The sequence below is a fragment of the Oceanobacillus sp. FSL W8-0428 genome (genome assembly GCF_038004405.1).
Taxonomy (GTDB): domain Bacteria; phylum Bacillota; class Bacilli; order Bacillales; family Amphibacillaceae; genus Oceanobacillus; species Oceanobacillus sojae.
The window spans coordinates 169,996-195,024 of sequence record NZ_JBBORB010000001.1 but is presented as its reverse complement, the minus strand read 5'-3'; the positions used below and the strand labels follow the sequence as shown (position 1 = coordinate 195,024).

19 protein-coding genes are annotated in these 25,029 nt (G+C 39.0%); 16 read left to right on the top strand and 3 right to left on the bottom strand.

The window, feature by feature from the left end; genetic code table 11:
- Positions 1-48 precede the first annotated feature (48 nt).
- Positions 49-1,143: a branched-chain amino acid aminotransferase gene (locus tag MKY30_RS00860; protein ID WP_147210609.1), complete on the bottom strand. Its 1,095-nt coding sequence runs from the start codon at positions 1,141-1,143 to the stop codon at positions 49-51.
- Between the two features lie 139 nt (positions 1,144-1,282).
- Between MKY30_RS00860 and MKY30_RS00855 the strand changes: the two genes are divergently transcribed.
- Positions 1,283-2,071, top strand: coding sequence for an HAD family hydrolase (locus MKY30_RS00855; RefSeq protein WP_147210608.1), 789 nt, complete (start codon positions 1,283-1,285; stop codon positions 2,069-2,071).
- Between the two features lie 105 nt (positions 2,072-2,176).
- Here the strand turns inward: MKY30_RS00855 and serA are convergent, their stop codons facing one another.
- Complete coding sequence (gene serA / locus MKY30_RS00850; protein WP_341082550.1) at positions 2,177-3,763, bottom strand: phosphoglycerate dehydrogenase; 1,587 nt, start codon at positions 3,761-3,763, stop codon at positions 2,177-2,179.
- A 3-nt stretch (positions 3,764-3,766) separates the two neighbouring features.
- The gene (locus MKY30_RS00845; RefSeq protein ID WP_341082549.1) at positions 3,767-4,924 is read right to left on the bottom strand and encodes a pyridoxal-phosphate-dependent aminotransferase family protein; all 1,158 of its coding nucleotides are present in this window, start codon (positions 4,922-4,924) and stop codon (positions 3,767-3,769) included.
- 518 nt (positions 4,925-5,442) lie between these two features.
- Here MKY30_RS00845 and ilvD point away from each other — a divergent pair.
- The 15 genes from ilvD to rpiA all read left to right on the top strand — a co-directional run bounded on the left by ilvD (position 5,443) and on the right by rpiA (position 24,926).
- On the top strand, positions 5,443-7,128 hold the full coding sequence (gene ilvD / locus MKY30_RS00840) for a dihydroxy-acid dehydratase (protein ID WP_147210605.1): 1,686 nt from the start codon (positions 5,443-5,445) through the stop codon (positions 7,126-7,128).
- Positions 7,129-7,967: 839 nt separating this feature from the next.
- Positions 7,968-9,689, top strand: a complete 1,722-nt coding sequence (gene ilvB / locus MKY30_RS00835; protein WP_341082546.1) for a biosynthetic-type acetolactate synthase large subunit — start codon at positions 7,968-7,970, stop codon at positions 9,687-9,689.
- Complete coding sequence (ilvN, locus tag MKY30_RS00830; RefSeq protein ID WP_147210603.1) at positions 9,686-10,213, top strand: acetolactate synthase small subunit; 528 nt, start codon at positions 9,686-9,688, stop codon at positions 10,211-10,213. Before ilvB ends, ilvN begins: the two co-directional genes overlap by 4 nt.
- A 104-nt stretch (positions 10,214-10,317) precedes the next feature.
- Positions 10,318-11,355: a ketol-acid reductoisomerase gene (ilvC, locus tag MKY30_RS00825; RefSeq protein ID WP_147210602.1), complete on the top strand. Its 1,038-nt coding sequence runs from the start codon at positions 10,318-10,320 to the stop codon at positions 11,353-11,355.
- Positions 11,342-12,886 carry a 2-isopropylmalate synthase gene (locus MKY30_RS00820; RefSeq protein WP_341082544.1) on the top strand — a complete coding sequence of 515 codons (1,545 nt, stop codon included), beginning with the start codon at positions 11,342-11,344 and terminating at the stop codon, positions 12,884-12,886. Before ilvC ends, MKY30_RS00820 begins: the two co-directional genes overlap by 14 nt.
- A gap of 18 nt (positions 12,887-12,904) precedes the next feature.
- Positions 12,905-14,011, top strand: a complete 1,107-nt coding sequence (gene leuB, locus MKY30_RS00815; RefSeq protein ID WP_147210600.1) for a 3-isopropylmalate dehydrogenase — start codon at positions 12,905-12,907, stop codon at positions 14,009-14,011.
- Positions 14,012-14,112: 101 nt separating this feature from the next.
- Positions 14,113-15,519 carry a 3-isopropylmalate dehydratase large subunit gene (gene leuC / locus MKY30_RS00810; RefSeq protein ID WP_147210599.1) on the top strand — a complete coding sequence of 469 codons (1,407 nt, stop codon included), beginning with the start codon at positions 14,113-14,115 and terminating at the stop codon, positions 15,517-15,519.
- 11 nt (positions 15,520-15,530) lie between these two features.
- Positions 15,531-16,112 (top strand): 3-isopropylmalate dehydratase small subunit, encoded by a 582-nt coding sequence (leuD, locus tag MKY30_RS00805; protein WP_339282784.1) that lies wholly within the window; start codon positions 15,531-15,533, stop codon positions 16,110-16,112.
- A gap of 77 nt (positions 16,113-16,189) precedes the next feature.
- Complete coding sequence (gene ilvA / locus MKY30_RS00800) at positions 16,190-17,206, top strand: threonine ammonia-lyase (protein WP_156984923.1); 1,017 nt, start codon at positions 16,190-16,192, stop codon at positions 17,204-17,206.
- A 1,034-nt stretch (positions 17,207-18,240) separates the two neighbouring features.
- Positions 18,241-19,248 (top strand): ABC transporter ATP-binding protein, encoded by a 1,008-nt coding sequence (locus MKY30_RS00795; RefSeq protein WP_341082542.1) that lies wholly within the window; start codon positions 18,241-18,243, stop codon positions 19,246-19,248.
- Positions 19,235-20,167, top strand: a complete 933-nt coding sequence (locus tag MKY30_RS00790; protein ID WP_147210595.1) for an ABC transporter ATP-binding protein — start codon at positions 19,235-19,237, stop codon at positions 20,165-20,167. Before MKY30_RS00795 ends, MKY30_RS00790 begins: the two co-directional genes overlap by 14 nt.
- Positions 20,168-20,174: 7 nt before the next feature.
- Positions 20,175-21,137, top strand: coding sequence for an oligopeptide ABC transporter permease (gene opp4B / locus MKY30_RS00785; RefSeq protein WP_147210594.1), 963 nt, complete (start codon positions 20,175-20,177; stop codon positions 21,135-21,137).
- A 28-nt stretch (positions 21,138-21,165) separates the two neighbouring features.
- Positions 21,166-22,062, top strand: a complete 897-nt coding sequence (locus MKY30_RS00780) for an ABC transporter permease (RefSeq protein ID WP_339282780.1) — start codon at positions 21,166-21,168, stop codon at positions 22,060-22,062.
- Between the two features lie 106 nt (positions 22,063-22,168).
- Positions 22,169-24,013, top strand: coding sequence for an oligopeptide ABC transporter substrate-binding protein (gene opp4A / locus MKY30_RS00775; protein WP_341082539.1), 1,845 nt, complete (start codon positions 22,169-22,171; stop codon positions 24,011-24,013).
- Between the two features lie 232 nt (positions 24,014-24,245).
- On the top strand, positions 24,246-24,926 hold the full coding sequence (gene rpiA / locus MKY30_RS00770) for a ribose-5-phosphate isomerase RpiA (RefSeq protein ID WP_339282779.1): 681 nt from the start codon (positions 24,246-24,248) through the stop codon (positions 24,924-24,926).
- Positions 24,927-25,029 lie beyond the last annotated feature (103 nt).

Here is a 25,029-nt window from a genome sequence, read left to right as displayed (position 1 = left end):
ATAAACTAAAAAACCAGACCGGGAGTAATACCTGGCCTGGTTTATTTATTAATGTTTCACAGTGCTTCCCGTTTCAATGTTTTGCATCCAGTTAAATGGATCTTCTATATGACCATATTGGATACCTGTAATCGTGTCATAAAGTTTTTTCGAAATTTCTCCCGTTTTCCCTTCATTGACAACCATTTGTTTATCTTCCCATTTTAATTCACCGATTGGAGAGATAACTGCAGCAGTTCCGGAACCGAATGCTTCTTCTAATTCTCCATTTTTATAAGCCTCGTAAAGTTCTTCAATAGAAATACGTTTTTCAACTACCGGGATATCCCAGTAATTTAATAATTCAATTACACTGGAGCGGGTAATACCTGAAAGAATGCTTCCATTTAGTTTGGGTGTAACAATTTCTCCATTAATTTTGAAGAAAACATTCATGCTTCCAACTTCTTCAATATATTTTTTTTCAACACCGTCTAACCAGAGAACTTGCGTATAACCGGTTTTTGCAACTATTTCCTGTGCTTTTAAGCTGGCTGCATAGTTACCGCCGGTTTTTGCTTCACCCATACCGCCTTTTACAGTACGGACATATTCATTTTCTACAGCAATCTTAACCGGGTCAAGGCCTTCTTTATAATAAGCACCTACTGGAGAAAGAATAACAATAAATTTATAATGTGCAGCTGCAGATACGCCGATGTAAGTTTCTGTAGAAATAATAAAAGGACGAATATATAGCGATGTACCTTCTGTATGAGGGACCCAATCACGATCAATTGAAACCAGTTGTTTAATTGCTTTTAAAGCAAATTCTTCGTCAATCGGAGGGATACATAAACGATCATTCGATCTGTTTAAACGTTCCATGTTTTTCTCTGGACGAAATAACTCAATGCTTCCGTTATCCGTACGATAGGCTTTTAAACCTTCAAAAACAGATTGTGCATAGTGGAATACCATTGCAGAAGGTTCAATTTGTAGTGGTTGATATGGTACAATGCTCGCATTATGCCACCCTAACGGTTCTGAATAATCCATCACAAACATATGGTCCGTGAAAATTTTACCAAAAACTAATTGATCATCCTGTGGCTTTTCTTTTTTTGTTTCACATCGTTGTACGCGAATAGTTTGTTCTTCCATATCAAAAGTCTCCTTGCCATTGATTAAATTTCTATATATCATAAGACATATGAAAGATTTTAGCAAGACTAAATTTTAAATTAATTTATTAAATTATGATTACGCGTACTAATTAAATAATAAAGCGGGGATATAAATAATGAAAAAAATGGTATTATTTGATTTAGATGATACACTGCTGTGGGATAAAAAAAGTGTCAAGGATGCTTTCAATTTGACGTGTCAGCTTGCGGAAAAGGAAGCAGGGATCTCGCCAGAGGAATTAGAAAAAAATGTTCGCGATCGAGCCAGAGAACTGTATGCTTCTTATCCGACTTATACATATACGCAAAAAATTGGAATTAACCCATTTGAAGGACTGTGGGCAACCTTTGATGATCCTGGAGAGGAATTTCAACAGCTCAGGGACATCGCTCCGGTATATCAAGAAAAAGCCTGGCGGGCGGGTTTAGAAGACACCGGGGTAAATAATCCTAAACTTGCTAAAAAACTGGCTAAAGCTTTCCGGACTTATCGGATAGAGAGCCCTTGTTTATTTGAGGATGCACTTACAGTTCTTACAGAGCTTGAGAAGGATTACCGCCTTGCACTAGTTACAAATGGCTCTCCAAGTCTCCAGAACCTTAAATTAGAGATTTCACCTGAATTAATACCGTATTTTGAAAAAATATTTATTTCAGGTGATATTGGTACTGGAAAGCCGGATCCAGAGATATTTAACGTTGTTTTAAAAGCATTAGATATTAAAGCAGAAGATGCAATAATGGTAGGAGATAATCTGAATACAGATATTATTGGGGCGAACCGGACAGGTATTGAATCCGTCTGGCTTAATCGATTTGATGCAGAAAATAATAGTGCCGTTGAGCCAGATTTTGAAATAAAATCACTTAAAGAACTGAAGAATATCCTGCAAACTTATAGTTAGGGGTGCAGCAGGAGAATTAAATATTGCATAGGAAATCAAAAAGACGTCTTTAACCAGATATGTACCGGTTAAAGACGTCTTTGCGTAATGAAAAGAGTTTTTTTCTTATAAATCAATTGCAGTGACAGATTTAATTTCATCCAATAGTGCAATTTCAGCAAGCGCTTTGTCTTCTAAATGACGGTCAATAGTCAGCAGCATAATTGCGTTGCCGCCTACATCGGAACGATCCACCTGCATGGTAGCAATATTAATATTATGCTCTGCAAAGGCACTTCCCATGCGTCCGATAACACCAGGCTGGTCAATATGCTGAATGACAACCATGTGGCCTTCCGGTGTAGCATCAACCTGGTAGTCATCTACACGGACAAGACGCGGTCCCAGACCGTTTAAAAGCGTACCGGAAACTTTTCTGCTTCCAGAAGCCCCAATCACTTCTATGGTAATCAGGTTTGTAAATCCCTTTCGTGCAGATCTTTTACTTTCGCTGACAGTAATTCCTTTACGATCAGCCAGATATAATGCGTTGACATCATTTACACGGCTGCCCAGGTAACGTTTTAAAATTCCTTTCACTGCATTACGTGTGACAGGGCCTGATTCTATTTCACTTAAGTCTCCAGAATAGCTAATGCGAATCTCACTGATAACTTCATTCGCTAAATCAATAATAAACGTACCGAGCTTTTCTGCTAAATAGAAATAAGGCTCGATTTGATGCATCGCTTCACTTGGAATAGAAGGAAGGTTGACTGGATGACGTACGGCTTTTCCTTCTAAGAAGCGGATAACATCATGACTGACATCAACAGCGACAATTTCCTGGGCTTCTACTGTACTTGCACCTAAATGCGGTGTAGCAACAACCTCTGGCAAAGTAAGCAGTTTATGCTCTGTAAAAGGCTCCTGCTCAAATACATCCAGTGCTGCTCCAGCCACTTTTCCAGAAACAATGGCATCATATAAAGCATCTTCATCAATAATTCCGCCGCGGGCACAGTTGACAATCTGTACACCATCCTTCATCAATTCAAAAGCTTCTGCATTAATCAGATGTCTTGTTTCTTCTAATAATGGTGTATGAACTGTTATGAAATCGCCTGCCTGAAGTACCTCTTCCAGTGTACCGCGCTTGATTCCCATCTGCTCTGCTTTTTCATCTGTCAGGAATGGGTCGTAGGCAATAACATTCATCCGCTGACCCTTTGCACGCTTTGCTACCTCAGCGCCAATTCTTCCCAAACCGACAACACCTAATGTTTTCTGTTTTAATTCTACACCGACAAAGCGTTTACGGTCCCATTGCTTTTGCTTTAAAGCATGGAAAGCCTGCGGAATATTTCTGGATAGGGACATAATCATTGCAACAGTATGCTCCGCAGCAGAATTGGTATTTCCATTTGGTGCATTTACTACAATAATTCCATTTTCTGTTGCGGCATCCAAGTCAATATTATCTACTCCGACTCCTGCACGTCCGACAATTTTTAAGCGTGCTGCTTTTTCAAGTAAAGGACGAGTTACCTGTGTCTGACTGCGGACTAATAAAGCATCAAATTGATCGATATTCTCCAAAAGCTCTGTTTCATCCCAGCCTGGATTTTTAACGATCTCAATATTTTCCGTCTCTCTTAACGGTTTAATACCTTCTTCACTTAACGGGTCACTAATTAGAACACGATATGTCATGGCTTACTTTTCCTCCTGTTGCAAATAAATTTCTTGAGCTGCCTGAACACCCTTACCAAGCTGAATATCTTTTCCTATTTTCACAAGACCGATCTCGAGCAGGCTGATAGTTTGTAACACATCAGCAGGAGAACAATATCCCATATGGCCAATTCGGAAAATAGAACCCTTCATATGCTGCTGACCGCCGGCTAGAGTCAGGTTGAATTGTTCTTTTACTACGGAACGCAGTGCTTCTGCATCAAAATCAGCCGGATGGACAGCTGTTACGGTTGGAGAAGCATCTTCATCCGTTGTTAATAAAGGAATATCTAAAGCTTTAAAAGCAGCTCTTGTCATGTCACGCATTAAGATATGGCGCTGATATACATTTTCCAATCCTTCTTCTTCCATCAGATTCAGGACCTGTTCCAAACCGAATAAAAGAGAAAGAGCCGGAGTATAAGGTGTGGAAACTTTTTCTAAGTTTTTTCGGTAGACACGCATGTCTAAATAAAAACGCGGCTGCGGATTTTCCTCAATTACCTTCCATGCCCGCTCACTTGCTGCAATAAACATCAGACCAGCCGGCAGCATAAACGCTTTTTGTGATCCAGTTACATAGATATCAACACCCCACTCGTCCATGTTGGCTTCCACACCGCCAAGACAGGATACACCATCAACAACGAGAAGTGCATCAGAAGATTCATGTACGGTTTTAGCCAGGGTTTCGATTGGATTTAATACACCCGTAGAAGTCTCACAATATGTAGCAAAGACGACCTTGATTTCCGGATGCTCTTGTAAATACTCTTGAACAGTTTGGGGGTTAATTGCTTCTCCCCACTCTACATCAATCCGATGTAATTTTAGTTGAAAAGCTTGACATATCTTTGCAAAACGATCGCCAAATGCCCCACTGACGATAACAAGAACATCATCTCCTGGATGTGCTGCATTGCTGACAGCCATTTCTAATCCTGCTGTACCGCTCCCGGCAACAGGAATAACATCCTGCTTTGTTCCAAACACTGATTTTAGCTTTGGAAGAATACGTTCTAATAATTCTTTCGTTTCTTTCCCGCGGTGACCTATCATTGTCTGGTTCATTGCGCGCCCGACACTTGGGGGAATAGGACTTGGTCCGGGTATTCTTAGGATGTGCTGATCTTTTAGCATGAATGGTAAGCTCCTTTGAAATAAATTTAATAAATGGATATCAAAATAATACCAATCGGGCATTATTAGATATGATAGCAACTCTTCATGAACCCAATCTTTTATAAAAATAAGTAATGTTCTTAGAATAAATCAATTGATTTGTTTATTAACAAACAATAAATTATTTTTTATAAAGATAAGATACTTTCAGTAAGTTAAAAACGGATGTTGTTTGGTTATTTTTTAATAACATACGGATATTTTAACATAAAAGTATTTGAAAATGCAGATTCATATGAAAAAGTATTTCTTACCAATATAGCAACATCCAATGTATTGTCAATATAAAGTTTCGTATTGTATAAGAACAACAGATCAAAGGTTTGTATGATAATAGAGAATATTATAAGAACAGAATTGCTTCACTATAATAGAGAAAACGCTTCCCTTAATATCTGTAAAAAAAGAAAAAACACTAAATAGATTGAACTATGGGAATATTATACCTATAATAGGGCGAAAAGGAAGGTGTAAAAATGGGGAAAGATTTAAGAACAAAAAGTAAAGCTTTTGATGGCACTATGCGTGCTCCAAATAGGGCAATGCTGCGTGCTGTCGGTGTTACTGATGAAGACTTTAAAAAGCCGATGGTCGGAGTTGCCAGCACATGGGCCGAGGTAACGCCATGTAATATACATTTGAATGATTTAGCATTAATTGCTAAAAAAGGTGTACGTCAAGCCGATGCGGTACCATTGATTTTCAATACGATTACGGTATCAGACGGGATTTCCATGGGAACACAGGGGATGCGCTATTCTTTGCCAAGCAGAGATCTTATCTCTGATTCAATTGAAACAGTTGTCGGCGCAGAGAATCTGGATGCCCTTGTTGCGATTGGAGCGTGTGATAAGAATATTCCCGGGTGTATGATGGCTATTGCCAATTCTGATGTTCCGGCTATTTTTGTATACGGGGGGACCATTGCACCAGGTAATCTTGATGGGAAGGACCTTGATATAGTTTCTGTATTTGAAGGTGTCGGACAGCATAATGCAGGAAAAATTGATGATAAGCAATTGAATCGCATAGAATGCCATGCCTGTCCAGGTGCAGGGGCGTGCGGCGGAATGTATACCGCGAATACAATGGCTTCCGCGGCAGAAGCAATGGGACTGAGTTTGCCGGGAAGTTCTTCCAATCCGGCAGAATCTCAGGAAAAACTGAAGGATGTGGAAGCAGCTGGAAAAGCCATTAGAACATTGCTGGAAAAAGAGATTTATCCAAAAGATATTATGACGAAAGAAGCCTTCGAAAATGCGATTACCGTTGTTATGGCACTTGGCGGTTCTACGAATGCTATTCTTCACTTATTAGCAGTGGCTCATGCAGCAGAAGTAGACTTGACTATTGACGACTTTAACCGTATCCAGGCAAAAGTACCTCATCTGGCTGACTTGAAGCCGAGCGGCCAATTTGTATTTCAGGACCTTCACAATGTCGGCGGGGTCCAGGCAGTGATGAAGCTCCTTTATGAAAATGGCTATCTTCACGGAGATTGTATGACAGTAACAGGAAAAACAATCAAAGAGAATTTAGAAGATGCTCCATCATTAAAAGAAGGTCAAAAGGTAATTATGCCATTAGACGAACCGAAAAGAGAAGATGGACCATTGATCGTTCTAAAAGGGAATCTTTCCCCAACTGGTGCAGTTGCAAAGGTATCTGGTGTTAAAGTAACCAGACATACCGGCCCTGCACGTGTATTTGATACAGAAGCAGAGGCAACAAAGGCTGTAATGAGTAATAAAATTAAAGACGGCGATGTGCTTGTTATCCGCTATGTAGGACCAAAAGGTGCGCCGGGAATGCCGGAAATGCTGTCTATTTCCAGTATTCTCGTAGGTAAAGGAATGGGAGAGTCTGTTGCTTTATTAACAGATGGACGTTTTTCTGGCGGTACACATGGTTTAGTAGTTGGACATATTTCACCAGAAGCTCAATCTGGCGGCCCAATTGCACTTCTCGAAGAAGGGGACAGTGTCACCATTGATTCATCTACAAAAGAAATCTTTGTGGACCTTTCTGATGAAGAATTGGACAAGCGCCGGCAAGCATGGAAAGCACCAGAATTATATAAAAAAGGTATCTTAGGCAAATACGCACATAATGTAAGATGTTCTTCTCTGGGTGCGATTACGGATTATTTGAACCGGGATTAAAAATAGGTTCTATGAACAGAATGAATGATAAGTGCCATTGCACAATCAAGTAACTGATTGTGCAATGGCACTTTTATGTAATTGGAAAAATCTTTCCTGAGGGAGATTTGACGTAACAATGATAGTATTCATTGATTAAGTATATGATTAAAAATATGGGAGATTTCATTTTAGGATTACCAGATATAAGTAATAAAAAAGTATCTCTATAATTTTCAAACAAAAAACAAACTGTAATATAATTTTAAAGAAAAATGAGAGTGTAACGCATAACAACAATGAAAACGCATACATAAAATCAGACTAAATAGAATTATTAAAAAAATTACAAAATACTATTGACTATCATACGGAAACAAGATATGATTGTTCGCAATATAAGATATTTCTTAACAAAACAACTTTTAAGATAATGAGAAGTTGTTACTTCACAAATATAATTAATACGTTGACGGGAAAAAAGGAAAAGACGAATAGCTTTTACAGAGATCTGGGGTTGCTGGAAGCCCAGAATTGCTACTTATTCCGACATCGTCCCTGAGTGTCACATGGAAAGGAACATTCCAATTATATGTGACCAGGTGCATGGTAATCAATGTACCTGTTATCAAACATAGCTCTGGCAGCTATTGAGGCAAAGTTTGAAAGAACTTTGCGAAACTGGGTGGTACCGTGAAAAGCAGATCCTTTTCGCCCCATACATGATAGAAACACATGTACATGGGGGGAAAAGGGTCTTTTTTTATTATTTTAAATAAAAACTTCCAAACCCGCATTGCAGGAAATAGTTAGTTTAATCAAAAGGTTCAGTTTTTTAAGAAAAAAGGAGGGGCATTGTTGTGAAAGTTAATGCAAATCAAGAAGTAGAAGTGAAGAGCAATTTGGTCACAGGATCTGATTTGTTAGTTCAGGCATTAGAAAAAGCAGGCGTTGAAGTTGTATTTGGGTACCCGGGGGGTGCTGTTTTACCAATTTATGATGCACTGCATCGAAACGATACATCCTTCAAGCATGTACTTTCGCGACATGAGCAAGGCTCCATACATGCAGCGGAAGGATATGCAAGAGTATCAGGAAAACCGGGCGTTGTTATAGCAACTTCTGGTCCGGGAGCAACTAACTTAATTACAGGCATAACAGATGCCATGATGGATTCTATTCCACTTGTTGTATTCACGGGGCAGGTTGCAGAGCAGGTTATTGGAACAGATGCTTTTCAGGAAGCGGATATGATAGGAATTACTACACCAGTTACCAAGTACAATTATCAGGTTAATAATATTGCAGATTTACCGAGAATTGTGAATGAGGCATTTCACATTGCAACTACAGGCAGACCGGGACCGGTTGTGATTGATATTCCTAAAAGTATCTCTGAAACAGTTACTATTAATGATTATGAGGATGATTTTTATTTACCCGGCTATCAGCCGACTGTTTATCCGAATCCGATGCAAATCTCAAAAATAACAGATGTGCTGAGCAAAGCGGAAAGACCAGTATTGCTTGCCGGAGCAGGAATTCTGTTATCTGGTGCAACAGAAGAGTTAAAACAATTTGTTAATAATTGGGAGATTCCGGTTGTTACGACACTGCTGGGCCTGGGGAGTTATCCCGGCGGCGATAATTTATCGCTTGGCATGGGCGGAATGCATGGAACATACACAGCGAATACAGCAATCTATGAAAGTGATTTGCTTATCAATATCGGAGCACGATTCGATGATCGTTTAACTGGAAATCTGCAGCACTTCGCTCCAAATGCAAAAGTGGCTCATATCGATATTGATCCTGCTGAAATAGGAAAAAATGTGAAGACAGCTATTCCGATTGTGGCAGATGCAAAGCAGGCATTGAATGTGCTGCTGCAGCAGGAAGTGAAACGTGGAGATTATACGAAATGGCTGGATAAATTAAAGAGCAATCAAAAGAAATATCCACTTTGGTATGACCGGGGCGACAATCCAATCAGTCCGCAATGGCTGATAGAGCAGATTCATGAGAAGTCTAAAGGAGAAGCAGTTGTAACAACAGATGTTGGACAGCATCAAATGTGGGCAGCTCAATTTTATCCTTTTAAAAACCCTGACAATTGGGTAACCTCTGGGGGACTCGGCACCATGGGATTTGGCTTTCCTGCTGCAATTGGCGCACAAATCGCCAAACCAGATCATCTAGTTATATCTGTAGTAGGAGATGGCGGTTTTCAAATGACATTGCAGGAGCTGGCTATCTTGAAATCTCAAAATCTGCCAGTAAAAGTTGTTATTTTAAATAATGATGCGCTTGGAATGGTAAGACAGTGGCAGGAAACCTTTTATGAGAAACGCTACTCACACTCCTTATTTTCAGAAAACCCTGATTTCGTGAAACTGGCGGAAAGTTATGGAATTAAAGGAATGCGTGTATCAGATGAAAAAGATGTTCCGGAAGTTTTGGAAGAGGCTTTTTCACATGATGGTCCTGTTGTTATTGACTGCCGTATTGACAGAGATACATGTGTATACCCGATGATTGCGCCGGGTAAAGGAATGCACGAAATGATTGGGGTGACAAAATGAAACGCATAATCATTGCCACAGTACAAGATCGTGGCGGGGTGTTAAATAGAATAACTGGAATGCTGAACCGGCGCCAGTTTAATATTGAAAGTATTTCTGTCGGAGCTTCGGATGTGAAAGGTATTTCCAAAATGACATTTGTCGTTGAAGTTTCCGATAAGCAGAAGCTGGAGCAATTAACAAAACAGCTGAACAAGCAAATCGATGTGATTAAGGTTTTAGATGTCACAGATAAAGCAATTGTGACCAGGGAGCTTGCTTTAGTAAAAGTTGTTGCTACCAATCAGACAAGAGCAGAAATTATGACATTAATCTCTGCATTCCGTGCAGATGTTATTGATATCAGCAAGGATAGTCTGACAATACAAGTTACCGGGAAGCCGGAAAAGGTCGATGCGTTAATTTCATTGCTCAGACCATATGGAATTAAGGACTTAACGAAAACTGGATTAACAGCATTTCCAAGAGGTTATCAGCCTGAACAAGGTTTTAGTGAGCTAAATAGTATTTCAGCTCACGGATAATAGAAAGACAGGAGCTTCTGTTAAGAACGTCCAAAGGACAATACAGAAGTCATCATATCCTGTGAAATTAAAAAAATAGATAAAGATGAGAGGGAGATTACATTATGGCAAAGGTATTATACAACAAGGATATTAATAAAGAGGTACTAAGAGATAAAAAAATCGCAATCATTGGATATGGTTCACAAGGTCATGCACATGCAATGAACTTAAGAGATTCCGGTTTTGAGGTAGTTGTTGGTTTACGCCCGGGGAAATCACAGCAAAAAGCAGAAGCAGACGGCTTTAACGTATATTCTGTAGCAGAAGCAACAGCTCAGGCAGATTTAGTGATGGTATTGCTTCCAGATGAAATGCAGCCACAAGTATATCAAGAAAGCATCAAGGATAATTTACAAGAAGGAAATGCACTTGCATTCGCTCACGGATTTAATATTCACTTTACACAAATCGTGCCTCCTTCTAACGTAGATGTTTTCTTAGCAGCACCAAAAGGACCTGGACATCTTGTACGACGTACATTTGAAGAAGGTGCCGGTGTACCGGGATTATACGGAATTGAACAAGATTATACTGGAAATGCAAAAGATATAGCACTTGCATACTCTTATGGTATTGGCGCAGCCAGAGCCGGTGTATTAGAAACAACCTTCCAGGAAGAAACAGAAACAGATCTGTTTGGAGAGCAGGCTGTATTATGTGGTGGAGCAACAGCACTTGTAAAAGCAGGCTTTGAAACATTAACAGAAGCTGGCTATCAGCCAGAGGTTGCATACTTTGAATGTTTACACGAATTAAAGCTGATTGTTGACCTGCTTTATGAAGGTGGATTGGAAAATATGCGTTATTCTATCTCTGATACTGCACAATGGGGAGACTTCGTATCTGGTCCGCGTGTTGTTGATGAAGGAACGAAAGAGCGCATGAAAGACATTCTTTCTGATATCCAAACTGGTAAATTTGCGAAAGAATGGATTTCTGAAAATCAGACTGGCCGTCCGCAATTTAATGCAATTAACCGCCGTGAAAATCAACATCAAATTGAAGTTGTTGGAAGGGAGTTACGTGCTTTAATGCCATTCATTAAAAATCCAATTAGTGATGATGCAAAAAAGGATGAAAAAGCACATGCCAATAATTAAGTTTTTTGATACAACTCTTAGAGATGGCGAACAGTCACCTGGAGTTAATTTGAATAAAGAAGAAAAATTACAGATTGCCAAACAGCTTGAAAGATATGGAATGGATCGGATTGAGGCTGGATTTCCAGCCTCCTCCAAAGGAGATTTTGAAGCTGTTCAGGCGATTGCCCAAAATATAAAAAAATCAACTGTTCTTGGTTTAGCCCGCACTGTTAAATCGGACATTGATGCAGTTTATGAAGCAGTAAAGGATGCCGCTAAACCGGCTATCCACGTATTTATTGCTACATCTCCCATTCATATGAAATATAAGCTGAAGAAGTCTCCTGAGGAAGTTGTCGAAACGGCTGTGAGCATGGTTCGCTACGCAAAGGAAAAATTTAATCATGTCGAATGGTCTGCGGAGGATGCGACTCGTTCCGACAAAGCCTTCTTAGCAGAGATTATTGAAAAGGTCATTGATGCAGGAGCAACTGTCATTAACCTGCCGGATACCGTTGGTTATGCAACGCCGGAGGATTATGGCAGCATGTTCCGTTATATAAAAGAAAATGTACCGAATATTGATAAAGTAGAATTATCCTGTCACTGCCATAATGACCTGGGATTAGCAGCAGCTAATACACTTTCTGCTATTCAAAATGGCGTAACTCAGGTAGAAGGTGCTATTAATGGAATCGGAGAGCGGGCAGGAAATGTAGCGTTAGAGGAAGTTGCTTTAGCATTACATGTACGCTCTGATTATTTCCCATATGCATCAAGTTTGAAATTCGATGAAACGAAACGAACGAGTGATCTTGTGTCTAAATTGACAGGAATGTATGTGCAGGCAAACAAAGCGATTGTTGGAAGAAATGCTTTCTCTCATGAATCAGGCATTCACCAGGATGGCGTCCTGAAGCATGCAGAGACGTATGAAATTATCACACCGGCGCTGGTCGGAGTAACTCCAAATACATTATTCCTCGGCAAGCATTCCGGAAGACATGCTTTTAAAGATAAAGTGAATACCTTTGGAATTGAATTAACAGAAGCAGAGTTAAAAGAGGCTTTTGAACAATTTAAACAGCTGACAGATCATAAAAAAGAAGTAACAGACGATGATATCTATGCTATTGTAATGGAAATCAAAACAGATTCCTCCAACATTGATAAATACGAATTAATTCAATTCGGCGTATCCTATGATACACAGGATACACCATCTGCAACAGTTGTTTTAAAAGCTCCAAACGGGGTGAATGTAGAAGCAACAGAGTACGGAAGCGGAAGTGTCGAAGCGCTGTATAAGACAATTAATTCTTTAATAGATGAAGAAATCACTTTGACAGATTACCAGCTGAATTCTGTCGGCGGCGGAAAAGATGCTCTGGCAGAGGCACATGTGCAAATCAAAATAAATGAACAAATTAACAATGGCCGCGGCACAGCACAGGATGTCCTGCAGGCTTCAGCCAATGCACTTATTCAAGCGATAAATCGCTATTATGTTCAGAAAAAAGCAACTATTAAACAGCTCGTTCACGAGTGAAAAGAAGGAGAAATAATAATGGAAAAGAAAATCGTCCTGTTACCTGGAGATGGAATCGGTAAAGAAATTATGGAGTCAGCTAAAAAGGTGCTCGCAGCAATTGAAAGTGAATATCATCATGATTTTGTTCTCCAGGAGTGTGCTATTGGCGGAGATGCTCTTGACCGTTATGGTGTGCCATTACCTGATGATACACTAAAAGCATGTGAAGAAGCGGATGCAGTTCTCTTGGGCTCAGTCGGAGGTCCGAAATGGGATAATCAGCCCCCTGAATTCAGACCGGAGAAAGGGCTGCTCGGAATTCGTAAAGGCTTAGGATTATTTGCTAATCTGCGCCCTGTTAAATCATTCCCATCCCTTTTGCATGCTTCTCCTTTAAAAGAAGAGATTGTCAAAGATTCAGATATGATGATTGTTCGTGAACTGACTGGCGGTTTGTATTTCGGCGAACCGAGGGAACGCAGAAACAACGGAGAGGATGTCGTAGATACGTTAGCCTATTCAAGACAAGAGATTGAAAGAATTGTTGAAAAAGGCTTCGAATCTGCACAAATCCGTAATAAACATTTAACCTCGGTCGATAAGGCAAATGTATTAGAGTCGAGCCGGATGTGGAGAGAAATTGTCAATGAGAAAGCAGCTGACTATCCAGACGTAAAAGTAGAACACTTGCTGGTAGATGCAGCAGCAATGAAGCTTATTACAAATCCGAGCGGCTTTGATGTTATTGTAACAGAGAACTTATTCGGTGATATTTTAAGTGATGAAGCTTCTGTTCTGACAGGGTCACTGGGAATGCTCCCATCAGCAAGTGTCCGCACAGATGGCCTGGGCATGTATGAACCGGTTCATGGTTCCGCTCCTGACATCGCTGGAAAAGGAATTGCAAATCCAATCGGAATGATTCTGTCAACTGCATTAATGCTCGAATATTCTCTAGGAATGAAGGAAGAAGCAAAAGCAATTGAAACAGCAGTAATGGATTGCCTGGAGCAGGGCTATCACACATCAGACTTAAATATAAAAGATGGAAAACAAATGAGTACAGAAGAAATAACAGAAGCGATAATCGAGAATTTAACTACGAAATGTATTTCTGATTCTATTTGTAGCTCTTATGTATAAGAGGATGTTCAAAAAAAACGGTAAAAAGGACTTTTTGAACACTCATTATAAAGAGATTCCGGTATTAAAAACAATATATATCGTTTCGGAGGTGTAAAAAAATGGGAAAGGCTTTGACAGCTTTTGAAAAAATTTGGAATAAGCATGTTGTAAAAGAAGAGGAAGGAAAGCCGGCTCTTTTATATATTGACCAGCATCTTGTTCATGAGGTAACGTCTCCGCAGGCGTTTGAAGGTTTAAGATTAAATGGACGGAAGGTTAGACGTCCTGATCTTACTTTCGCTACAATGGATCATAATGTTCCTACTATTAATAGAGAGAATATGAAGGATGAAATCTCTATCAAACAAATGGAAGCATTAAAAAAGAATTGTGCAGACTTTGGAGTAAAGCTGGCAGACATGTATCACCCGGATCAGGGTATTGTCCATGTTATCGGACCGCAGTTAGGTTTAACCCAGCCGGGAAAAACGATTGTCTGTGGAGACAGCCACACATCCACACATGGAGCATTCGGAGCATTTGCATTTGGGATTGGAACAAGTGAAGTAGAGCATGTGCTGGCAACACAAACAATCTGGCAGGACAAACCGAAAACTTTAAATGTAAAAGTTATTGGAGATTTAGGTACTGGTGTTACTGCAAAAGATTTAATCCTGGCGATTATTGCAAAATTCGGTGTCCGTTTTGGAACGGGATATGTGATGGAATATACAGGAGAAGCTATCCGCAAATTAACCATGGAAGAAAGAATGACAATTTGTAATATGTCTATTGAAGCTGGAGCACGTGCCGGTTTAATCAGTCCAGATGAAACAACTGTAGAATTCCTGCGCGGTCGTGAAATGGTTCCAAAAGGAGAAGCATTTGATGCGTTAGCAGAAGAATGGCTTGCTTTGGCAACAGATGAGGATGCAGAATATGATCACACTGTTACAATACATGCAGATGAAATTGAACCTCAGGTAAGCTGGGGTACGAACCCGGGAATGTGTGTGCCAGTAAGCGCTGCTACACCTGTTATTAAAGATGCTGAGTATCCTGAGGAAGTTGAGCGAGCACTAAAATATATGGATTTAAATGAAAACCAGCCAATCACATCGATTGAGGTGGACCATGTATTTATCGGCTCCTGTACAAATTCCCGTCTAAGTGATCTGAAAAAAGCATCTAAGATTGTAGAAGGCAAGAAAGTCAAAGAAGGCATTAAAGCGATTGTTGTGCCGGGATCATTCTTGGTTAAACAGCAGGCAGAAGAGATTGGCCTGGACAAAATATTTATAGATGCAGGGTTTGAATGGAGAAATTCAGGCTGCAGTATGTGTCTTGGAATGAATGATGATATTGTTCCAGCAGGCGGCAGATGTGCATCAACGTCAAACCGGAATTTTGAAGGAAGACAAGGGAACGGGGCGCGTACACACTTGGTAAGTCCAGAGATGGCAGCAGCAGCAGCGATTGAAGGACATTTCGTTGACGTGAGACAATTTGTCGGAGTACCGAGTTAGGAGGAATAAGCATGGAACCATTTAAAGAACATAAAGGAATTGCTGCTCCGTTGAATCGTGGAAACGTGGATACCGATCAGATTATTCCCAAGCAATTTTTAAAGCGTATTGAACGTACAGGATTTGGAGAGTTTTTATTTTTCCATTGGCGTTTTGATGATGATGGAAATTTACGTGATGACTTTGTCTTAAACCAGCCCAAATATGAAAATGCTACAATATTGTTAGCTGGTGATAATTTTGGATGTGGCTCATCCCGTGAACATGCTCCTTGGGCCTTAGAGGATTACGGGTTTAAAGTCATTATTGCTCCTGACTTTGCAGATATTTTTTATAATAATTCGTTGAAAAACGGCATATTAGTAATAAAAATGAATGAAGAGCAGGTCCAGCAGTGGATGAAAAAAGCGGAGCAGGGATTAACATTAGATGTTGATTTAGAAAAACAGGAAATTACAGATACAGATGGCACCGTAGTTTCATTTGATATTCCGCCTTATCATAAGGAGAAACTTCTTAACGGCTGGGATGATATTGCGTTGACTCTTCTAGAGGAAGATGCGATTCAAGCATTTGAAGAAAAACGTGCTTAAAAATGCTAAGTACAGAAAAATATGAGAAAATAGAGAGATAGAAAGAAGATTAGAAACAATCAGAGTATTAAAGGAGTGTGGATTCACTTGGGGATCGCTTAACTGGTGAAAAAGTATATCAAGCATGGAAGAAATTAAAGCCAATTGTTCATCAAACACCGCTGTTAACATCGCACACAACAGATGATTTGGTAGGGAAGCATGTGTATTGTAAGATGGAAAATCAGCAAAAAACCGGAGCATTTAAGTTTCGGGGCGCAAGTTATAAACTGATGCAAATGACAGATGAAGAGCTTGCAAATGGTGTTATTACAGCATCTGCCGGAAACCATGCACAAGGAGTTGCGCATGCAGCGTCAAAATTAGGTGTGAAGGCAACAATATTCATGTCAGAAGGAACACCGCTGGCTAAAGTAAATGCAACAAGAAATTATGGTGCTGACGTCATTTTGACAGGAGAAAGCTTTCAGGAGGCCTATCAGGCATCATTAGAGCATCAGCTGAAAACAGGTGCAACCTATATTCATCCATTTGATGATTATGATATTATGGCTGGACAAGGCACTATTGCAATGGAATTGCTGCGTCAGGAAGATCGCATAGACACCATTTTAGTGCCGATCGGCGGCGGCGGTTTAATTAGCGGGATTGCAGTAGCAGCCAAACATATCAACCGGAATATCCGGGTGATTGGTGTGCAGGCTGAAGGAGCTGCCGCTATTTATGACAGCTATCATACCAAGCAGGTGAAAAAGCTGACGCAAGTGGATACTATTGCAGAAGGGATTGCTGTAAAAGAACCTGGAAAGCATACATTGCCAATTATCCAAGAATATGTAGATGATATTGTAACTGTAACTGATGAGCAAATTGCTGCAGCGATTATATATATGCTTGAACGGAATAAAACATTGATGGAGGGAGCTGGAGCAGCTGCTCTGGCAGCCTTATTCGCACATCATCATCAGCTTCGTTCTAGACATTGCGGAGTCATCGTGAGTGGTGGGAACCTCGATATCGGGAACATGCAGCGAATTCAAGAGTTATCCGAAAAGTATAAACCGAAAAAAGTAAAATCGTATGTTGCTTTATAAATAACTTCATTCAATGAGGATATCCTCATTGAATGAAGTTTTATTTATTATGTTAGAAGTTTTTTCATTTGTGGGCAGGACTCAATAAATACTTTTTTTTTTATGCAAAATTGTCGTAACACTCTCATAATGAATTATTCTTTTTGTGAAAATCTATAAAAATACTTTCTTAGATTCGGAATATAAGGGCTGAATACTAAAACCATTTTACTTTGTTTTTTTATTTTAATTCATACATAACGCATGCTGTTATCCATTTTTATCCTTTTTTAAAAGTATTTTTTCCTTCCTTCAAACAGTTAATATTTGGTACTCATGACGATATATAGATAATTTTTTTGATAAAACGACACAAAATTATGAGAAGAAAATTGAAAAAATTTAAATTAATTTTTTTAGTAAATTATTGGAATAATCCCTTGATTTTAAAGGTTTTTGGTGACATAAAGGAAATTATGTATACAGCTGCCAATCTTATTTTTTGTCAAAACCTATTGATTTTAGCAAGGTTATAAACTATAATTTCAAAGTATATTAAGATTTGTTTACGATAAGTTTTCGAATTCAAATTTTTGAAATGAAATTGCAACATTTTAGAGGTAACAAAGATTAATAAAAATAGAATAGAATTTAGCCTGTTAAAGCGATAAAATTTCTTATTTATTTACGGACAATTTTCAGAAAAATTACAACAATTATATTCTTTACATATTACATATCGTCCGCAAGATAGAAAAAATCGCTTACTAGAGAAACTAAATTTATATCATAGATTACTGCTGAGAGCAGGGAAAAATATAATTTAGTAGATGAGCTGAGCCAAGCCGAGACCATGTTATGTTTGTTCAAAAAAATTTTAATTATTGATAATTAAAAATGAATGATCGTGCATGCATTTTTTTATTCAGAAATTACTCAAATTTTCGTCATCTGATTATTCGGAAATCAGAAAGGGGAGGTTTGCTGAAAATTTGAATTGCCTGAAACATACAGCATAGAGAATGAAAAAACATTTTGGTTAAGGGGGATGTAGGTTGAGTAATGAACTTTTAAAGATAAAAAACCTTTCAACATCTTTTCGTATTGGGGATGAATATTACGCAGCGGTAGATGATGTAACGCTTACCTTGAATAAAAATGAAGTATTGGGAATTGTTGGAGAGTCTGGTTCGGGAAAGAGCGCTCTGGCATTCTCGATTATGCGTCTGCATACAAAAGCGAAAATTGAAGGAGAAATCTTGTTAAATAATCAAAATATTGTCAAGATGTCGAACTCAAAGTTAAATAAAATACGTGGAGACGAAATGGCGATGATTTTCCAGGATCCACTGACTGCTTTAAATCCACTTATGCCAATAGGCAGACAAATTGAAGAAAATTTATTTTTGCATAATAAAAAACTTGGTCAGCAGGGCAGGAAAAAACGAACTATTGAGCTGCTTAACCTAGTTGGAATTCCAAGACCGGAACGCGTTTATGAGCAATTTCCGCATGAATTATCAGGTGGTATGAGACAGCGTGTTATTATTGCAATAGCGATTGCTAATGACCCGGAGTTGTTAATTGCTGACGAACCTACTACAGCTTTGGATGTAACCATTCAAGCGCAAATTCTTGACTTAGTTCGTGAACTGAAAGAAAAAATACATGCAGGGATTATTTTGATTACCCATGATTTAGGTGTTGTGGCGGAAATGGCTGACCGTGTAGCTGTTATGTATGCAGGGCAAATTGTAGAAATTGCACCTGTAGACAAACTGTTTGCAAACCCGTTGCATCCATATACAAGATCCTTATTAAATTCGGTACCGGCTGAAGGACAGGACAGGCTTCATGTAATCCAGGGTGTTGTACCTACCTTGAAGAATTTACCAAGAACAGGATGCCGTTTTGCAGAACGGATTCCTTGGATTGATGCTTCACATCATGAGGAGCATCCAGAATTACATGAAGTAGAATCCGGACATTTTGTCAGATGCACATGTTATGAGCATTTTTACTTCCCGGATAATAAGGAGGAGCAGGCAAATGGCGTTTCTTGAGGTGCAAGATTTACAAGTATACTTCCCGATAAAAGGTGGAATTTTTAATCGGACAGTGGATCATATCAAAGCTGTTGACGGTGTATCCTTTGAGATGGAACAGGGGAAAACATATGGTCTAGTCGGTGAGTCCGGCTCCGGAAAGTCAACGACAGGACGGGCGATCATTGGCTTGGAGGATATAACCTCCGGGAAGATTTTATTTGATGGAAAAGATATTACAGATAAAAAAACAAAAAATAAAGCATTCAGGAAAGATGTACAAATGATTTTTCAAGATCCCTATTCTTCTTTAAATCCGAGAAAGCGGGTACTGGATATTGTTGCAGAGCCGCTGCGGAACTTTGAAAAATTATCGAAGCAAGAAGAGAGAAAGCGTGTACAGGAGCTCTTAGACATCGTTAATGTGAGTCCTGACAGTATTTTTAAATATCCACATGAATTTTCCGGTGGGCAGAGGCAGCGTATTGGAGTTGCCAGAGCAATTGCCTTAAAACCGAAGCTGATTATAGCGGATGAGCCTGTATCTGCTTTAGATGTATCTGTACAGGCTCAAGTATTGAACTTTTTAAAGGAAATTCAAAGTGAACTCAACCTGACCTATTTATTTATCAGTCATGATTTGGGGATTGTGAAGCATATGTGCGACAATATATCGATTATGTATAAAGGAAGATATGTGGAGCAGGGAAGTACAGCAGATATTTTTGAAAATCCACAGCATATTTATACGAAACGTTTAATTGCTGCAATTCCGGATATTGATCCAAAAAATCGTGAAAAGCAATTTCATAATCGGCAAAAGGTATTGGAAGAATACACGCAATCCTATAATGATTTTTTCGATCAGGACGGATTGGCTTTCCAATTGAAATCTATTTCAGACACACATCGTGTTGCTCTGCCGCAGAAAGGTTGATGAATTTATGTGGAAATTTATAGTCAGAAGATTATTGATTACTATCCCGCAAATCATTATTTTGAGTATTATTGTGTTTATATTAGCTCAGATGATGCCCGGAGATGCTTTATCGGGACTGATTGATCCAAGTATTGATCCGGCGGCAGTCGAGCAGCAACGGGAAAGATTGGGCTTAAATAACCCTTGGTATATACAGTATGTAGACTGGGTCGGAGGTATTCTGCAAGGCGATTTTGGTCAGTCATTCCGTTTTAAAATGCCTGTTACAGAATTAATCGGCCAGCGAATGGTAAATACGGTTCTTCTATCGGTTGTTACATTAATCTTTACATATTTAATTGCACTTCCATTAGGACTAATTAGCGGACGTTTTAATGATACGCTGCTTGATCAGGCTATTACTGGTTATACCTATATTGGATTTGCTACACCGCTGTTTATTTTTTCCTTATTTATGCTTTGGATTTTTGGTTATAATTTAGGCTGGTTTCCAACCAGCGGAAGTGTGGCGCCGGGTACTGAACCGGGAACTATCGCATATTGGCTAAGTAAAGTTTATCATGCGCTCTTACCAGGAATATCGATAGCTTTAATTCAAGTCGTCTCAACTGTTCAATATCTACGGAGTGAAATTATTGATACGAAGCAAAAAGATTTTATTATAACAGCCCGTGCTAAAGGGGCAGGTGAACAGAGAGTATATAATAAACATATATTTAGAAATTCTTTATTACCAATTGCTGCATTTTTTGGCTGGGAAATTACAACGTTAATCACTGGAACGGTATTTGTGGAAAAGATATTTAGCTACCCGGGTATGGGACTTCTATTCTTAGAATCTATTACACAGCGAGATTTTAGTGTTGCAAATTCACTTGTACTGTTGTTTGGTACAGCACAAATCATGGGAGCTTTATTATCAGATATTATATTAAGTATTGTCGATCCACGAATTCGTATTAAGTAGAATCTTAATAATTTTGAGGTGATTATAGATGGAAGCAACTGACGTGAAGGAATTGGAGCAGGCCAAAACCCCTTCAGCTATAAAAGTATTATTAAAAGAATTATATCGGGATAAATTGGCACTTGTTTCCTTAATATTTTTGGTTTTAGTCGCAGCTTTTGTATACGGTCTATCCATATTTTTAGACCAGGACCAGATTGTCACGGTTGATTTATTCGCAATAAATGAGCCACCTGGCGATGACTTTATTCTAGGGACAGATTATGGTGGAAGAGATGTCTTTGGTCAATTGATTATTGGAACCAGGAATTCATTAACTATTGGTATTTTAGTTACGCTGCTTAGCGGTGTTTTTGGAATCGCCTATGGTTTGATATCCGGCTATTATGGCGGTCATGTTGATAACGTGATGATGCGTATTCTTGACTTTATGAATATTTTACCATTTTTATTTATTATTATTAGTTTTGTGGTAATTGTTCCGGATTACAATACAATAACATTTTCACTAATTATGTCTGCTTTTATGTGGATGGGGATTGCCCGGCTAATCCGGTCCAAGGCGTTACAGGAAAGGGAACTGGATTACGCGCAGGCCTCGAAAACATTGGGAACATCCAACTTTAATATTATTTTCAAACAGGTTATGCCAAATATTGTATCGTTAATTATTGTAACAATGACGTTGAATTTGGCAGCAAATATTGGTTTAGAATCCGGACTGTCTTTTTTAGGCTTTGGATTGCCGGAAAGTACACCAAGCTTAGGAACATTGATTTCTTATGCAACAAACCCGCAAACCTTAGAGCATAGATGGTGGATTTGGGTTCCGCCGGCAGTACTGATTTTAATATTGATGCTGGCTGTCCGAAATGTTGGAGAAGCATTAAAGCGTGCAGCAGACGCCCGTCAAAGAAGGGGCTAGTAATCTTTGTTACTTTCATCAATTATTCTGAATAGTTGGTGTGGAGTATAGATAGCCGGGAACTTGTAACCGGCATAATAAACAAATATAAGGGGAGGTTCAAGGTATGAAGAAAGCAAGCTTATCGAAGTTATTACTGGCAATGATGTTAATGCTTATTTTAGTATTGGCTGCTTGTAGTAGTGGATCAGATGATAACGCTGAGGGTGAAGGCGGGTCAGATGATGGTACTGAAGAAGGGACAGACGAAGGTGAAGGCGGATCAGAAGATGGTATTTATTCCATTGATGATTTTCCAGCTGCTAAGACCGATGCTGGAGAGGCGATTGATGGAGGTACATTAAATTATGGTTTAGTTAACTCCTCAGTATTTGAAGGGATTTTAAACTGGAATTTTTATCAAGGTAATCCAGATGCACATGTTATCCAATTTTTTGATGAATCATTATTGAGTGCAGATGAAAACTTCACTTATACTCAAGATGGTGCAGCAACATTTGAAACAAGTGAAGATAATAGAACATTTACATTTACTATTGGTGACAATGTAAACTGGCATGATGGTGAACCTGTAACAGCAGAAGACTGGTTATACTCTTATGAAATTATTGGTCATCCAGATTATACTGGTATCCGTTATGATGCAAGTTTTCGTAACATAGAAGGAATGGATGAGTACCATTCTGGAGATGCAGATACAATTTCGGGTATTGAAGTTATTGATGATAAAACGTTAGAAATTAGCTATAAAGAGGCTTGGCCATCTTTATTAGCTGGCGGTATTTGGGCTTATGCTACACCGAAGCATATTTTTGAAGATATTCCGATTGCTGAAATGGAAGAGTCAGCTGAAGTTCGTCAAAATCCAATCGGCATGGGGCCATTTAAAGTTGAATCTGTTGTTCCTGGGGAGTCTGTAACTTATACAGCGAATGAAGATTACTGGAAGGGTGCTCCCAAACTTGACGGAGTTACATTAACTGTAGTCAGCCCAGAAACAGTTGTTCAGGCTTTAGAATCTGGTGAAATTGATATAGCTGGCGGCGGATTCCCGACAGATCAATATCCTGATGTAGAGGAATCTTTAACAAATGTTGAGTTCTTAGGAGTTATTGATAATGCATACACGTATATTGGTTTTAAATTGGGTCATTGGGATGCAGACAGCAGTGAAGTTGTAACAGATCCTGATGCAAAAATGGCTGATGTAGAGCTGAGAAGAGCAATGTGGCATGCAGTAGATAATAATGCAGTAGGGGAAAGATTCTATAATGGATTACGCTGGAATGCAACAACATTGATTGGTCCGGCATATCCAGATTTCTATAATGATGAAGTAGAAGCTCCTACGTATGATCCAGATGAAGCAAACAGAATTTTAGACGAAGCTGGTTATGAAGATGTTGATGGTGATGGCATCCGTGAAAATCCAGATGGAGAAGAATTAGTAATTAACTTTGCATCTATGGAAGGCGGAGACACTGCTGAACCAATTGCAAACTACTATATCCAGGCTTGGGAAGCAGTAGGATTAAAAGTAGAGTTATTAGATGGCCGTCTGCATGAATTTAATGCTTTCTATGATCGTGTAGAAGCGGATGATCCAGATATTGATATTTATCAAGCTGCATGGAGCACTGGCTCTGATGTAGATCCATCCGGTCTATATGGTAAAGAAGCACCGTTTAACTATTCTCGTTACTCAAGCGAAGAAAATGATCGTTTAATCGCTGAGGGTAACTCAGAAGAATCCTTTGAAGTTGAACACCGTCAAGAGGTTTATAAGGAATGGCAAGAATTAATGGTTCAAGATATTCCTGTATTCCCAACAGTTTATCGTGCTGCTCTTACGCCGGTAAACGAGCGTGTAACAGGCTATTCTGCAGCTCTAGACTGGAGTGAATGGCAAGAAGTTGGTGTTACACAGGAAGATCCAGTACTTCCTGAATAATATTCAGTAAGAAGAATGTCCTTAGGGGCATTCTTTTTTGTCAGTTAAGTATTAATCATGAGAGGAACGTAAAATTACCTGTAGATGGATACTTCACTTTATATATGTGTTTCATTGTGTAAAAGTTAAAGAACTAATAAATATCCAATAATCGTCCATTTCTAAAAACCTTCATATACGCTATAATGGATACGGATACATAAAAGAAAACTTCATTCAGGAGGAATTCATCGTGAACACACAAGATCAACTAAAAAAAGCAGTAGGTGAAAAAGCCGCATTATTAGTAGAGGACGGTATGAAAGTAGGTATAGGGTTCGGTTCAACAGTATATTGGTTCGTACGCGCTTTAGGTGAAAGAGTAAAACAGGAAGGCTTAGATATAGAAGGAATTCCATCCTCTATTCTGACAGGAGAATGGGCCAAAGAATTTGGTGTCCCTTTGACAGATTTTGCAACAACAAAGGAATTGGATATTACGATTGACGGATCAGATGAGGTAGATCCGGATTTTCAGTTAATCAAGGGCGGCGGAGCAGCTTTATTCAGGGAAAAAATTATTGCTCAGGCTGCAAAGAAGCTAGTTATTATTGTGGATGATTCAAAAATGGTAGAGCATTTAGGGGCATTTGCATTGCCGGTAGAAATTCTGCAGTTTGCCTGGGAACGTACAGCCTATGAAATAGAGAAGCTGGGCTGCACTCCAGTACTTCGATTGAAGGATGGAGAGCCACTTATCACAGACAATGGAAATTATATCGTGGATTGTTCATTTGAAAAGATAAAGGATCCTGCAGATTTAGACCGGAAATTACAATCAATTGTCGGAGTGGTGGAAACAGGGTTATTTATTGATATGGCTGACACTATTATTATTGGCGGTTCAGAAGGTATCACTATAAAAGAAAAATAGGTTATAAATAAAAGATCATCCATTTAGATGGTCTTTTTACTTTGTAGTTAGAAAGGATCAACTTTGTAATAGTATAAGTGCAGCGGTTTTCTCAAAAAATCCT

Excerpts from the sequence above, each read along its gene's own strand:
- MKY30_RS00780 (WP_339282780.1), top strand. The coding sequence starts at position 21,166 with ATGGAAGCAACTGACGTGAAGGAATTGGAGCAGGCCAAAACCCCTTCA.
- opp4A (WP_341082539.1), top strand. The coding sequence starts at position 22,169 with ATGAAGAAAGCAAGCTTATCGAAGTTATTACTGGCAATGATGTTAATG.
- MKY30_RS00790 (WP_147210595.1), top strand. The coding sequence starts at position 19,235 with ATGGCGTTTCTTGAGGTGCAAGATTTACAAGTATACTTCCCGATAAAA.
- MKY30_RS00845 (WP_341082549.1), bottom strand. The coding sequence starts at position 4,924 with ATGCTAAAAGATCAGCACATCCTAAGAATACCCGGACCAAGTCCTATT.
- ilvC (WP_147210602.1), top strand. The coding sequence starts at position 10,318 with ATGGCAAAGGTATTATACAACAAGGATATTAATAAAGAGGTACTAAGA.
- leuC (WP_147210599.1), top strand. The coding sequence starts at position 14,113 with ATGGGAAAGGCTTTGACAGCTTTTGAAAAAATTTGGAATAAGCATGTT.
- opp4B (WP_147210594.1), top strand. The coding sequence starts at position 20,175 with ATGTGGAAATTTATAGTCAGAAGATTATTGATTACTATCCCGCAAATC.
- MKY30_RS00855 (WP_147210608.1), top strand. The coding sequence starts at position 1,283 with ATGAAAAAAATGGTATTATTTGATTTAGATGATACACTGCTGTGGGAT.
- leuB (WP_147210600.1), top strand. The coding sequence starts at position 12,905 with ATGGAAAAGAAAATCGTCCTGTTACCTGGAGATGGAATCGGTAAAGAA.
- MKY30_RS00860 (WP_147210609.1), bottom strand. The coding sequence starts at position 1,143 with ATGGAAGAACAAACTATTCGCGTACAACGATGTGAAACAAAAAAAGAA.
- ilvD (WP_147210605.1), top strand. The coding sequence starts at position 5,443 with ATGGGGAAAGATTTAAGAACAAAAAGTAAAGCTTTTGATGGCACTATG.
- MKY30_RS00820 (WP_341082544.1), top strand. The coding sequence starts at position 11,342 with ATGCCAATAATTAAGTTTTTTGATACAACTCTTAGAGATGGCGAACAG.
- serA (WP_341082550.1), bottom strand. The coding sequence starts at position 3,763 with ATGACATATCGTGTTCTAATTAGTGACCCGTTAAGTGAAGAAGGTATT.
- leuD (WP_339282784.1), top strand. The coding sequence starts at position 15,531 with ATGGAACCATTTAAAGAACATAAAGGAATTGCTGCTCCGTTGAATCGT.
- ilvN (WP_147210603.1), top strand. The coding sequence starts at position 9,686 with ATGAAACGCATAATCATTGCCACAGTACAAGATCGTGGCGGGGTGTTA.